The organism is Mucilaginibacter sp. BGA-UO-ETr-C110 (assembly GCF_059567985.1).
On the sequence record NZ_JCAQPB010000002.1, the window covers coordinates 4,654,014 to 4,667,532 of the forward strand.

Here is a 13,519-nt window from a genome sequence, read left to right on the forward strand (position 1 = left end):
GAAATTAGCTAAACCAATTTATATGGCTAAAACTCAGATATCCATTACCTCTTTCTTCTTTTTACTCTTCATTCGTTTGGGTACAAATTCAAGTATTTCATTTTTTAAAGCTTCGATCATTCTGCGTTTTAAAAAATTACGCTGTATCACTATGCTTACTTCGCGCGCAGGTTCAGGTGATTTAAAATAGCGCACCTTATCCAATTGTTTATCTGTCAGTTCGGCTAAAGCCAGCTCAGGTAAAATGGTAGCGCCATTGTTTTGGTCAACCATGCGCTTCAGAGTTTCAACACTACCGGTATTATATTCAAAGTGCAGAAAGCCTTTGGTTGATTTACGCCGCTGGCAAATATTTAAAACCTGCTCGCGCATGCAATGCCCTTCGTTAAGCACCCAGATCTCTTCCATATCAATATCTTCTGGATTGATATTTTTCTTTTTGGAGAGTTTGCTGTTTTTGGATACATAAGCCACAAAATTCTCATAAAATACAGGAATCTCGGTCAAGGAGCTTTCATGGAGCGGTGTTGACATAATACCGCAATCGATCTTGCCCAGCTTTAGTTGCTGTATGATATCTTCGGTAGTTTGCTCCCAAACTATCAGCTTAACCTGCGGGTATTTTTCAATAAAACCCCGTATGATCTTGGGTAATATATAAGGTGATACGGTGGGTATAATACCAACCCTCAATTCGCCGGATAGTTCTTTTTGTCTGTCGGTAATAATTTCTTTTATTTTTTCGCTTTCCGACAGCATGATACGCGCTTGCGTGATGATCTCGATGCCAATTTCCGTAGGGGTTACCGGCTGTTTACTACGATCGAATAGTTTCACGCCCAGGGTATCTTCCAGCTTTTGCACCTGCATACTTAATGTAGGTTGAGTAACAAAGCATTTTTCGGCTGCGATCACGAAACTCCGATAGGTGTCAACAGCTACAATATATTCCAATTGAGTAATAGTCATATAGATAAATCCTATTCAAATATAACAATTATTGATTTTCTCTATTGAAATATTATGATGAAGTTTGAAATAAGAAACCCCGATGACTATGGAAACTAATAAAAAGAAACTGACCACTGCCTCTGGCAGGCCATATGCTGAAAATGAAAATTCGCAAACAGCCGGCCCAAGAGGACCTATCTTGTTGCAGGACTATATTCTCCATGAAAAAATGGCTCATTTTAACCGTGAGCGTATCCCTGAGCGCGTGGTACATGCCAAAGGGTCTGGCGCTTATGGAACGCTAACCATAACGCATGATATTTCAAAATACACCCGTGCCAAAGTGTTTAACCAGATAGGTAAACAAACTAAATTATTTTTACGATTTTCGACCGTTGGCGGAGAAAAAGGTTCGGCCGATACCGAGCGCGATCCGCGCGGTTTTGCCATCAAATTTTACACTGAAGATGGTAACTGGGACCTGGTAGGTAACAATACTCCTGTATTTTTTATAAAAGACCCTAAGAAATTCGGAGATTTTATCCATACCCAAAAACGCGATCCGTATACCAATTGTAAAAGCGCAACCATGGTATGGGATTTTTGGTCGTTAAACCCAGAAAGCCTGCACCAGGTAACCATCCTGATGAGCGACAGGGGTACTCCTTATGGTTATCGCCACATGGATGGATTTGGCAGCCATACCTTCTCGTTCATCAATGCTAAAAATGAAAGATTTTGGGTGAAATTCCACTTTAAAACGCAACAAGGCATTAAAAACTTTACCGATGCAGAAGCAGGCCAAATGCGCGGCAAAAATCCCGACTTTGCGCAACACGACTTGCTAACAGCTATTGATAATGGCAATTTCCCAAAATGGGACATGAAAATACAAGTAATGCTTGAAGCTGATGCCGCAACATATCATATCAACCCATTTGATTTAACCAAAGTATGGCCTCATGCCGATTATCCGTTGATCGATGTAGGTGTTATGGAGCTAAACGAAAACCCCGACAATTATTTCGCTCATGTAGAGCAGGCTGCTTTTGCCCCGGCACACGTAATTGATGGTGTTGGCTACTCACCTGATAAAATGTTACAAGGCCGTATCCTTTCTTATCCGGACGCACACCGTTATCGCCTGGGTGGTAATTATGAACAGATCCCGGTTAACAAATGCCCGTTCATGATAAACAATTACCAGCGGGATGGTCAAATGCGTGTAGATGGTAACGGGGGCTCGGGTCCTAACTATTTCCCAAACAGCTTTGATGATATTGAAGCAGATCAAACTTACAAAGAACCGGCCTGGGATTTTGGTAACTCTGTAGGCGACTGGTATGATCGTAACGGAGAAGGTGAAAACGATCATTATACCCAACCAGGTAATTTATATCGCTTAATGGATGCACAAGCAAAACATGATTTGATCACCAATATCGTAAACTCTATGAGCGGTATTGATGGACCTAAGAAAGATCAGATCGTTAACCGTCAGTTGTGTCACTGGTTCAGGGCTGACATCAATTTAGGTATGGCTGTTGCCAAAGGTCTTGAACTTGATCTAGCTGAAACCATGAAACAAATGCCGGCTTCTGTATAGTTAGCAGTCTTCGGTTGGCAGTTTGCAGACTTATATAAAAAAAGCGATGGCTTTAACGCCATCGCTTTTTTTATGAATCTGAATTAAATAGATTAATGAACTATCAGATTTTGAAGAAACTATTGCTGTTAAAAAACTGCAAACTGCCTAACTGTAACTGTAAACTCCACTATTCTACCGTAACAGATTTAGCCAGGTTGCGTGGCTGATCGACATTACAGCCCCGCATCACGGCAATATGATAAGCCAATAACTGCAGCGGTATTGTAGCCACCAGAGGCACAAACGCTTCATTGGTTTGCGGTATCTCGATCACATAATCGGCCATATTTCTCACCTCGGTATCCCCTTCGGTAACAATGGCGATAACGTGGCCTTTACGAGCCTTTACTTCCTGGATGTTACTGATCACTTTTTCGTAAGATGAATGTTGGGTAGCAATAAATACTACAGGCATCTCATCGTCAATTAAAGCGATAGGGCCATGCTTCATTTCGGCAGCAGGATAACCTTCGGCATGTATATAGGATATTTCCTTAAGCTTTAAAGCACCTTCTAATGCTACCGGGAAAGAGCTCCCCCTACCCAGGAACAGGCAATTCGTTGAATCCTTGAATTTCGCGGCAATTTCTTTCACCCGCTCATTTGATTTTAATGCTTTTTCTACCAGTTGCGGAACTTCATTCAATTCTGTCAGGTATTCCACAAGCTTGCTTTGTGTTATGGTACCCCTTTGTTGTGCTATATAAAATGCCATTAGGGTTAATACACTTACCTGGGCGGTAAAAGCTTTTGTAGAAGCTACACCAATTTCTGGACCGGCATGAGTATAAACCCCCGCATGGGTAACACGCGGAATAGACGCACCTACCACATTACAAACGCCAAAAATGGTGGCACCTTTTTCTTTCGCTAATTCAATAGCGGCCATAGTATCGGCAGTTTCGCCCGATTGCGATATGGCTATCACCAGGTCTTTTTCGGTAATGATGGGGTTACGATACCTGAACTCCGATGCATATTCTACTTCAACCGGAACACGGGCATACTCCTCGATCAGGTATTCACCTACCAACCCAGCATGCCAGGAAGTTCCGCAAGCTATAATAATGATGCGATCTACATTTTTTAGCTTCTCAGCATACTCTTTGATGCCTCCCAATTGCACTTTACCCTGTTGCGGATATATACGCCCACGCAGACAATCACGAATGGAACGCGGCTGCTCATATATCTCTTTAAGCATGAAGTGATCATACCCGCCTTTTTCAAGCATCTCCAGCTTCAGATCAAGCTCCTGTATGTATGGGGTTTGAACTGAGTTATCGATATTTTTGATCAGCAACTTTTCCCTGTTGATGTAAGCTATCTCATTATCATTTAAGTAGATCACATTTTTGGTATATTCTACAATTGGTGTAGCATCCGAAGCTATAAAATATTCGCCTTTGCCTACACCTATCACCATTGGGCTTCCTTTACGGGCTGCTATTAACAGATCGGGTTCATCGGCATCCATGATCACAATAGCGTAAGCACCTATTACCTTATTCAAAGCAACCCGCACAGCATCGCGCAGTTCAAGTCCTCCCTGTAGTTGTATATCCTCGATGAGATGGATCAGCACTTCGGTATCCGTATCACTTTTAAAGATATGCCCTTTGGCCAGTAAAGTTTCTTTTATAACACCGTAATTTTCAATAATGCCATTATGAATAATGGTTAACTTACGGTTTCCTGATGAATGAGGGTGTGAGTTACGATCGCTTGGTTCACCATGTGTTGCCCAGCGGGTATGTCCCATGCCAATTGATCCTTTAAGGTCGATATCTTTAACAAACTTTTCAAGATCATCAACCTTACCTGCCTTTTTGTAAACTTTCAGTTCCTCATCAAGCAAAGCAATACCGGCACTATCATAGCCCCGATACTCTAAACGATGAAGCCCTTTTATAATAATGGGATAAGCATCCCGGTAACCTATATAACCAACAATTCCGCACATAATAAATTTAATAAAATGTAAATGGAGCAAAAATAATTAGCTATATAACATAAATCACAGCTTATTATTTTGATTTTTTCACAAATAGGGAGAGTTTTTCCCTACTTAAAAACAAATTTTAAAAAGTGGAAATGGCTTAAACAAAAAATCCCCTTAACGGGGATTCTTTTTATTAAAAATATACTTTTATTTTATTTACGTATGCGGGTGTAAATAATATTTAGCTTGATCTTGTAAGGTGAGCTTTTGTCGCTCCCAACCGCAACGGTACGGGCCGCAGTTTGCACACTCGGAGTAATACTGGTTGTTCCAACGCTGCTACCACTTGCCGTGGTAACCTCGGTTGTATCAATCGGAGCTATAAAAGTTCCGTAATCAATTGTTTTTTTACGTATCAAATCCTGAACGTAAGCTGTTACGAGAAAATGATACTCCTTCTTAGTTTTATCATACCTGCCTCCAAATGCTGATATTTGATTACGCGCGTCACTTGGTGAAGCATCCTGAATATATGTCCGCTGGTGAGCTATATCTAACTGGTACATGGTTAACTTTGGCAATGGCGCATAAGGTATTCCGGAATTAGGCTGAGGCGTAATGACCAACTCGGCACGGTTCAGCACAATAGAATCAGGGTTAAATTTGTCAAGGCCTGGAAAACTCACTTTAGCTCTTAATCCGGCCAATCCCTGCAAATAAACTGTATTTTGTGAATTTGTTTGATCAGCCAACAACGCCTGGATGGTTGTAGTATAGGTATATTTTATCTCTGCGCTATGTGATACAATAGGTAGTGTAACTGTAGCAGTATCTATTGTTGAACCATTAACTGTTTTATAAAACACATCTAACCGTGAAGAGTCAAGTGCCATTTGTAAAATTCCCCCAACGTCATTAACCTGTCCTTTACTCACCGTAACATATAAACCCTTTACGGCATTTTGAAAAAGTAAAGTAGAGGCTAATTGCGACCCGTTCGCATTGAACAGGTTATTATATATAAATGCCTTACTAAACGGTATACGCACCTGCGGACCTGCTTTTTGTATAGTATCAACCTTGCCTGTTCTGATATTGGCAATAGTTACACTATCATGTGTACGTGCTGTAAAAGTTTTAGTTCCCAGGGTCGCTCCCAAATTCACCTGCCAGCGCTTAGTATTGTAATAAACCTGAGTAGTGGCTTTTTCTGCTAACTGATAAACATTCGCAGTATAGCGCGTAGCAATCGAGTCACCATAAAAACCGTCAGCATATCTTAACACAAGTACGGCGGAGTCAATAGTCAACGTACCTGCAGGTACTGTATAAGCCGCGTCATTTGGCAATGAAATACCAAGAGCCACATTTGAAACAATGGTTCCAAATGTAGGGTCAGCAAAGTTACCAAGCGGTGTTTTTGTAAGTGATGATGTTACTGCCGCAGAATCGACTTCTGTACGGATAACGATGTTGGTATCAACAACCAGGCTACCATTAATCTGATTGTTTGGATCAATACCCAAACCAATTCCATCCTGTCGTTTACAACTATTAAAAATAAAAAGACTTATTAACAGGGTCAATAAGTCTAATCTTAAAAATTTCATATATAATATTAAAGATTAAGCAACATGCACCAATTCATCGTTGGTAATTTCGTCGTAAAAATTGTAATAATTTTCGAAATCTGCGGTAGAATCAAATTCTAAAACCGATTTATTGCTGTTTTTAACATTATTTAACACATCTGCATCTATATTCTCACTGCCTAAAACAATTCCGTCAGAGTACTGAATGGCTCCTGCATATAATGCAGAATTTGAGCCCTCTTTATAAGCTTCAACGTGTTGTTCGGTCATGTTGCTCATTACCGCTTTTTGTGCGAAATCAGCATCTAATTTCTCTTTAAAATCATTTTCGTAAATAGAATAAATGATCTTGGAGTTTTTAAATGTTGGATCGTCCTTATAAGTAGTTTTTAAGTAAGCTGGAACCAATGCGCTTAACCAGCCATGGCAATGAATAATATCCGGAGCCCAGCCTAATTTTTTTACAGTTTCCAATGCGCCTTTACAAAAGAAGATCATTCTTTCATCGTTATCAGCATAAAATTTACCGTCTTTATCACCAAACACATGTTTACGCTGAAAATATTCCTCATTATCTAAAAAATACACCTGCATACGCGCCGCCGGGATAGATGCTACTTTAATGATCAACGGGTTATCATTATCGTTGATAATGATGTTCATTCCCGATAAACGGATCACTTCATGAAGTCTGTTCCTGCGCTCATTGATATTGCCAAAACGCGGCATAAGGATACGGATCTCGTAACCTTTCTCCTGCATAGCCTGCGGAAGTTGGCGTGTTATTTCAGCAATTTTTGTGAGTTCGAGAAAGGGAGACATTTCATGAGTTATAAACAAAAGCTTAGATTTACCCATCACTTAATCAGTATTAAATATGTAAAGAAGTCAAAAAATTTGAGTCTGCAAATATAAGCATTATTATATGAACTGTCAACGAATTACGCAAGTAACTTTTGGTATTTTTTAGAGAAATGTACACCTTTACCAAAATTTGTAATAACTTTTGCATTGAAGATATTTACCACCAAAAATGAAATAGCTCAGTATTTTACCGCTAAACAGGGCAAAATAGTGGGTTTTGTTCCCACTCTGGGCGCCCTGCACCAGGGCCATATATCATTAATTAAACAAGCTCAGCAAAATAGCTCAGAAGTAGTTTGCAGCATTTTTGTAAACCCCACGCAGTTTAACGATCCTAAAGACCTTGAAAAATACCCCCGGCCTATAGCCGCCGATATAGCGTTGCTTGAACAATCTGGCTGTGATGTTTTGTTTAATCCAGCAGTTAGCGAAATATATGATGATAATGAGAAATGGCATTTAGACATAGGCGATCTGGAGCATTTATTGGAAGGCAAGTTCAGACCGGGGCATTACCAGGGCGTTACTCAGGTGGTTTCTAAATTGTTTAATATTGTTAAGCCCGATCTCGCTTTTTTTGGCCAGAAGGATTATCAGCAGTTCCTGATTGTCAGCAAAATGGTTGATCTGCTGCATATGCCTGTTCAATTGGTCATGTGTCCTACCCAACGAGAAACAGATGGGCTGGCTATGAGCTCAAGAAATATCCATTTAACTCCCTATGACCGCGAGCATGCCCTTATACTCTCAAAAACGTTAAATTGGGTTAAAACCAATTTTGATGCGGGTAATATTCCCGCCATAAAACAACAGGCAGAATCAATGATCAGTAATGAGCCGGGGATCGAGCTGGAATATTTCGAGATAGTTGACGGAAAAACTTTGCATACTGCAGTCTCAGACACTCAAAATATTGTTGCACTTGTTGCTGCCCGTGCAGGTAAAACAAGATTGATAGATAATATGTTGATTGGATGAGTGTTCATAGCTGATGGTTCATAGATCATAGTAGCATGTGTACAAATTTGTTATTCAACTATGTTTTACTATATGCTAATTACATCTCATTGTAAATTCTCAGCTACGAACCATCAACCATTAACTATGAACTTCTAATCAACTAATTATTCCTAACTTTGCGCCATGATTATTGAAGTATTAAAGTCCAAACTTCACCGGGTTAAGGTAACACAAGCCGAATTGAATTACGTGGGCAGTATTACAATTGACGAAGATTTGATCGAGGCGGCCAATATTATACCTAACGAGAAGGTACAGATTGTAAATAATAATAACGGCGCGCGTTTTGAAACTTATGTAATAAAGGGCGAACGCGGCAGCGGTACTGTTTGCCTCAATGGGGCTACTGCCCGCCTGGCCCAGGTTGGCGATATTGTGATCATTATGTCATACGCTTACATGGACGCTGAAGAGGCTCGCTCTTATGAACCTATATTGATATTCCCCGATTCTGATAATAAGCTGATCAAATAACCCTAATTCTCCCCAATATTTTTCTTTTTTAACTTCTGCTAAAAAGCGGACAGATATGTTATCACATATTCCCTTGCTTTTTATTCTCCTGATAAGCATACATACCCCAATATATCCAGTAAGATTACCTATTAATTAAAATTTATTAATGTAAACATGACATTAATAAATTTTAATTAATACCTTTATAAGGCATCCATGGTAATCCTTTGTCCGCGGTGCAAAAAACATGAATTCTATTACCACAACGCTGGGTAATAGCTTCAGGTTATACCAGTTTGAACCAATTAAACTTAAATCTTATACTATGAAACAGACATGTTTTATCCCCCCTGCTTTGCGGCAAAACCAGCGAAAGCTGTTCACCGCACTACTTGTTGTCCTATTACTCTTTACTTCTCAGTTAACACTTGCTCAAATTACCTGGACCGAAGCAGAATCGGGCAGTGTATCAAATGGAGCGGCTGTGCAGGCTAACAGCAGTAGTTCGGGTGGGCAACAGGTGGGTAATCTCGGAGGCCCATCAAACGGAACGGTTACTATTCCCGTTAATGTTACTACAGCTGGTCAATATACCTTATCAGTCAATTACCTGACAGCCGATCCTCGTAATTTATACTTAACCGTAAACAATGATGCTGCGGTAATACTAGCTTGTAATTCAGGTAGCTGGAGTACTGTGGCAACCACTACCCTGGTTATTAATTTGCAAGCTGGGGCTAATACCATAAAATTAAATAACAATGCGTTGCAATGGGCTCCAAATGTAGATAGGATAGGCGTTGCCCCCATATTTTACGAAGCCGAAGCCGGAACATTAGCAGGTGGAGCTAATATACAATCATGCCCATCCTGTTCAGGTACTTCAATGGTGGGCAACCTGGGTACAGGATCAGTAACCACTACTGTGAATGTAAATACTACTGGTAACTATATACTCACTGTTTATTATGCAACCCAGGATCCGCGTTCATTCTTCGTCTCGGTTAACAACGCAACCGCAACAGAGCTATCCTGCGTTCCATCTGGTGGATGGACTACCGTGGCAACAGCCACCCTAACCGTAGCGTTAAACGCCGGCAATAATACCATTACATTAAACAATCCGGGATGGTATGCTCCCAATGCCGATAAACTAAGCTTATCGGCAATACCTGCTACTACAAAAAATATAACTTTTGCACCAAACAGCCGCATTGAATACGACCTTACCACAGGCAAATACAATGTTTATTTTAATGGCACTAAAGTTATTACCGACGCTTATGCTACAGCACAATCAAACAATTTGTATTCAAGTCTTAATTATACCACCCGTACGTATAGTTCCACGCCCGTTTCTGATGGTTTAGGGTCAGGGACAAAACATATCATCTCGCTGTCGGGTAGTGGACTTATCCCCATGCAGCAGGTATTTTATGTATATAGCAACCGGAGTTATTTTTACACCGAAGTTATATTAAATGGAACCGGTGCCAATTGTTACGGTATGACTCCTTTGGCATCCAACAATGTCGTTTTACCTGTAAGTGGAGACAACCGCGTATTAAAATCACCTTTTGATAACGATACCTTTATTTCATATGATGCTCAATCAATAGGCAGCTCGGTAAATGTTACCAGTTCAGAGGTGAGTGCTTTGTATGACAATAACAGTCGCAACGGATTGGTATTAGGTTCCATTGAACACAGTAATTGGAAAACCGGGGTATTGGTAGCAGGCTCGGGTAGTAACACCTTATCGCAATTAAATCTTTTTGGAGGTTTTACCAATGTAAATATTACCCGCGATGTCAGAGGTCATGGCTGGGTTGGTGTGGGGGCAACTACATGCAAATCACCCAAAATGATGGTTGGCTTTTTTAGCGACTGGCGCGATGGCATGGAGGAGTACGGAAAATCAAATCGGATAGCCGAACCTCCGTACATTTTTAACTGGACCCTGCCTACTCCATTTGGCTGGAACAGCTGGGGAGCGATACAGAGCAACCTGAACCTAACCAATGCCAAGGGCGTGGTTGATTTTTTCGCCAATAACCTAACCAGTTTCCGCAATGGCAACACGGCCTATATTGATCTTGATTCCTACTGGGATAACCTGAACGACAGTGAACTGAAACAATTTGCCGACTATGCAAAAAGCAAAGGGCTAACACCAGGTGTTTACTGGGCTCCATTTGTTGACTGGGGCAAAAGCAGTCGCACGGTAGAAGGTAGCACCTATAACTACACCGATATCTGGGCAAAGGAAAATGGTGCTTACCATGACCTGGATGGCGCCCGTGCCTTAGATCCTACCCATCCCGGCACCAAACAACGCATAGCTTATATGATTGGTCGTTTTAAAACCGCGGGCTTCCAAATGATCAAGATCGATTTCCTGGGGCATGCGGCTATCGAGGCTGACAGCTATTATGACGGCAATGTTCATACTGGCATGCAGGCTTACAAACAAGGAATGGAATACCTTACCGATCAGCTTGCCGGGCAAATGCTGGTGTACGCGGCTATTTCACCCAACCTGGCAACAGCACGTTATGCGCACATGCGCAGGATAGCCTGTGATGCCTACTCGTCTGTAAATGACGCCAAATACACCCTAAATAGCACCAACTATGGCTGGTGGCAAACTTATATGTACAATTACATTGATGCCGATCACGAGGTTTTGGCTAATGAAACATTAGGCACCAATCATATAAGGGTTACTTCGGGGGTTATTACCGGCACCGTAATTACCGGCGATAACTACTCAACAACCGGACAATGGACAGGCAGGGCGCAAACCCTTTTCCAAAACCAGGACGTATTGGATATTGCCCGTAATGGAGTAGCGTTCAGACCGGTTGACGGCAATACGGGTACCGGCACAAGTGAACAATTTGCCCGTAAAATAGGCAATTACTTGTATCTGGCAGTACTTAACTACGGTACCAGCAGTAAATCATACACCGTAAATTTCAGCCGTATAGGTTTACCTAACGGCACTTATGCTATGAAAGAATTATATACCGGCACAGCATCAAACATCAGCAATAACTCCATGAGCGTTACTGTTGGCGCCGCCGATGCTGCCATTTATCGCATTACCGTTGGCGCAGGTACTCTGGCAGATGTAAAAAACACGCAGATCATCCCCGCTAAAGCTCAATCAACATCAAAACTCACCTTTTACCCCAACCCGGCAACCTCTGTATTGCATTTAGATAACTCTATTGAAATATCGGGCCTACAGCTTACTGAATTTGGGACCGGACATACTGTTAAAAAATTCTCGAACATTAATAACACCCATTACGAGCTTGACCTTAATGGTTTATCGCCTGGCTATTATGTGATTAACGTAACTGACAATAAGGGTAAAACCAAAGGCTACAAGATCTATAAAAACTGACAGTTCAAGAGCGTATCAAAAGATACGCTCCTGAATAAATAATCTTCAGATAAAACCTACCGAAGAAGCTGATTATTTTTGCGCACAATTATATTTATTGCTGTAAATTTGAGCACTAAACCCTCACTGTTTCGATGAAACTTTTTTTCATTTCTCTCTTCCTTTTAGCCGCAAGTATATGCTTTGCGCAAAGGCAAAATGTTTACTTCCTGAAAAACGATGGTAAATATGTAGATGTTCGTGACAGCGCCGATTACATCAGAATAGTGAGAGAACCTGATTCTGCTTCAACACTATACAATGTGGCTGAGTTTTACCTCAATGGTACCCAGAAGCTTGTAGGAAAATCAATAAGTATCGATCCACCCAAGTATGAAGGCCCATGTGTTACCTATTATACAAATGGTAATAAACAATCTTTGATCAATTATAAAAAAGGAGTTAAAACAGGGAGTGATCTTGAATTTTATCCAAACGGTAAAATTTATCTGGAAACCATATATCCCGAAGATGATCATGCCCGGGATTCGCAATTCAGAGATGGTTATTTGATACAAAGCAATAGCGACTCCTTAGGCAATGCAACCGTAACCAATGGAAACGGATATTACAAAGGCTACAACGATAAGTTTACCTATGTTGAGGAAGAGGGGAATATCAAAAACGGCAAAAGGGATGGAAAGTGGAAAGGTGAATATAAAAAAACACATGTTACATTTACCGAAAGTTACGATAATGGCAAATTGTTAACCGGGAGTGCTATAGCTGAAGATGGCAAAACCAGCACGTACTCGGGCACAAGAGGAGTGCCTCCCGAGTTTAAAGGAGGTATCGAAGGCTTTGGGCGGTATTTGTCAAGAAACATTATATACCCAGATCCGGCTCGCCAAAAGGGTATACAAGGCAGGGTGATACTCACATTTGTAGTTGAAAAAACAGGTGAACTTTCTGATATAAAAGTAACCAAATCGGTAATTCCGCTTATTGATGATGAAGCCATACGCGTACTTAGGCTATCACCCAGATGGATACCAGGCACACAGTTTGGTATGCCCGTAAGAGTACAATACAGCGTACCTATAAGCTTTGCTTTAGGTAATTAACTACCGCGGATCGGCACCTATGCCAAGTGATAGTTTCAGACTTACATCCACATCACTGGCTTTACGTAATTTGTAAACCATCCGGATACGCACGCTGGGTTGTCTCACCAACTCGTCAAGAAAATGCGAATTATCAATATCCAGCACAATACTGTTACCCACGGTAGCACTAATATCCTTTCGTATAGCCACCATCACCTCATCACTCCCATCGGCTTTGGCCATATATACCCGTAATGACGCAATATTGCCAATGTTATAGTTAGCGGGGTCTTTCGATTCCAGCTTGGCCGATGATATGCGTACTTCACTAATTTTACCCGCATTATTGCCATCCTTGGTAAAGTCCTGGTCAAAGCTATTAGCGGTACTGATTGCCGTATGAGGCTCACCTATACTTGCTGATGCCGGGATTACCATATTGGCTGTATATGGGAACGTCCCTTTTACAACACGTTGCATCATGGCGCAGCTCCCCAAAAATAAAATTGAAGCAAGCAAAATAAATGTAAGTTTCTTCATCATTTTAAT

The 13,519-nt window shown here is 41.1% G+C and carries 10 protein-coding genes; 5 read left to right on the plus strand and 5 right to left on the minus strand.

Going from position 1 to position 13,519, the window contains the following annotated elements; translation table 11 throughout:
* Positions 1-33: 33 nt before the first annotated feature.
* Positions 34-969, minus strand: coding sequence for a hydrogen peroxide-inducible genes activator (locus tag AC57BQ_RS20035; RefSeq protein ID WP_496407951.1), 936 nt, complete (start codon positions 967-969; stop codon positions 34-36).
* A gap of 88 nt (positions 970-1,057) precedes the next feature.
* Here AC57BQ_RS20035 and AC57BQ_RS20040 point away from each other — a divergent pair, with 88 nt between their 5' ends.
* Entirely contained in the window at positions 1,058-2,557 is a 1,500-nt protein-coding gene (locus AC57BQ_RS20040; protein ID WP_496407952.1) for a catalase, read from the plus strand.
* Positions 2,558-2,726: 169 nt separating this feature from the next.
* Here the strand turns inward: AC57BQ_RS20040 and glmS are convergent, their stop codons facing one another.
* The 3 genes from glmS to AC57BQ_RS20055 all read right to left on the minus strand — a co-directional run bounded on the left by glmS (position 2,727) and on the right by AC57BQ_RS20055 (position 6,991).
* The gene (glmS, locus tag AC57BQ_RS20045; protein ID WP_496407953.1) at positions 2,727-4,562 is read right to left on the minus strand and encodes a glutamine--fructose-6-phosphate transaminase (isomerizing); all 1,836 of its coding nucleotides are present in this window, start codon (positions 4,560-4,562) and stop codon (positions 2,727-2,729) included.
* A gap of 191 nt (positions 4,563-4,753) precedes the next feature.
* On the minus strand, positions 4,754-6,151 hold the full coding sequence (locus AC57BQ_RS20050) for a DUF4270 family protein (protein ID WP_496407954.1): 1,398 nt from the start codon (positions 6,149-6,151) through the stop codon (positions 4,754-4,756).
* Between the two features lie 15 nt (positions 6,152-6,166).
* Positions 6,167-6,991: a glycogen/starch synthase gene (locus AC57BQ_RS20055; RefSeq protein WP_172337609.1), complete on the minus strand. Its 825-nt coding sequence runs from the start codon at positions 6,989-6,991 to the stop codon at positions 6,167-6,169.
* Between the two features lie 153 nt (positions 6,992-7,144).
* Here AC57BQ_RS20055 and panC point away from each other — a divergent pair, with 153 nt between their 5' ends.
* The 4 genes from panC to AC57BQ_RS20075 all read left to right on the plus strand — a co-directional run bounded on the left by panC (position 7,145) and on the right by AC57BQ_RS20075 (position 12,988).
* A complete protein-coding gene (gene panC, locus AC57BQ_RS20060; RefSeq protein ID WP_496407955.1) occupies positions 7,145-7,975 on the plus strand; it encodes a pantoate--beta-alanine ligase in 831 nt (276 codons plus the stop codon).
* Positions 7,976-8,140: 165 nt separating this feature from the next.
* The gene (panD, locus tag AC57BQ_RS20065; RefSeq protein ID WP_496407956.1) at positions 8,141-8,491 is read left to right on the plus strand and encodes an aspartate 1-decarboxylase; all 351 of its coding nucleotides are present in this window, start codon (positions 8,141-8,143) and stop codon (positions 8,489-8,491) included.
* 307 nt (positions 8,492-8,798) lie between these two features.
* Positions 8,799-11,885, plus strand: coding sequence for a CBM35 domain-containing protein (locus tag AC57BQ_RS20070; RefSeq protein ID WP_496407957.1), 3,087 nt, complete (start codon positions 8,799-8,801; stop codon positions 11,883-11,885).
* Positions 11,886-12,019: 134 nt separating this feature from the next.
* Positions 12,020-12,988: a TonB family protein gene (locus AC57BQ_RS20075; RefSeq protein ID WP_496407958.1), complete on the plus strand. Its 969-nt coding sequence runs from the start codon at positions 12,020-12,022 to the stop codon at positions 12,986-12,988.
* Here AC57BQ_RS20075 and AC57BQ_RS20080 read toward each other — a convergent pair whose 3' ends face one another.
* On the minus strand, positions 12,989-13,513 hold the full coding sequence (locus tag AC57BQ_RS20080) for a hypothetical protein (protein WP_496407959.1): 525 nt from the start codon (positions 13,511-13,513) through the stop codon (positions 12,989-12,991).
* Between the last annotated feature and the right edge of the window lie 6 nt (positions 13,514-13,519).

Excerpts from the sequence above, each read along its gene's own strand:
- AC57BQ_RS20035 (WP_496407951.1), bottom strand. The coding sequence starts at position 969 with ATGACTATTACTCAATTGGAATATATTGTAGCTGTTGACACCTATCGG.
- AC57BQ_RS20040 (WP_496407952.1), top strand. The coding sequence starts at position 1,058 with ATGGAAACTAATAAAAAGAAACTGACCACTGCCTCTGGCAGGCCATAT.
- glmS (WP_496407953.1), bottom strand. The coding sequence starts at position 4,562 with ATGTGCGGAATTGTTGGTTATATAGGTTACCGGGATGCTTATCCCATT.
- AC57BQ_RS20050 (WP_496407954.1), bottom strand. The coding sequence starts at position 6,151 with ATGAAATTTTTAAGATTAGACTTATTGACCCTGTTAATAAGTCTTTTT.
- AC57BQ_RS20055 (WP_172337609.1), bottom strand. The coding sequence starts at position 6,991 with ATGGGTAAATCTAAGCTTTTGTTTATAACTCATGAAATGTCTCCCTTT.
- panD (WP_496407956.1), top strand. The coding sequence starts at position 8,141 with ATGATTATTGAAGTATTAAAGTCCAAACTTCACCGGGTTAAGGTAACA.
- AC57BQ_RS20070 (WP_496407957.1), top strand. The coding sequence starts at position 8,799 with ATGAAACAGACATGTTTTATCCCCCCTGCTTTGCGGCAAAACCAGCGA.
- AC57BQ_RS20075 (WP_496407958.1), top strand. The coding sequence starts at position 12,020 with ATGAAACTTTTTTTCATTTCTCTCTTCCTTTTAGCCGCAAGTATATGC.
- AC57BQ_RS20080 (WP_496407959.1), bottom strand. The coding sequence starts at position 13,513 with ATGATGAAGAAACTTACATTTATTTTGCTTGCTTCAATTTTATTTTTG.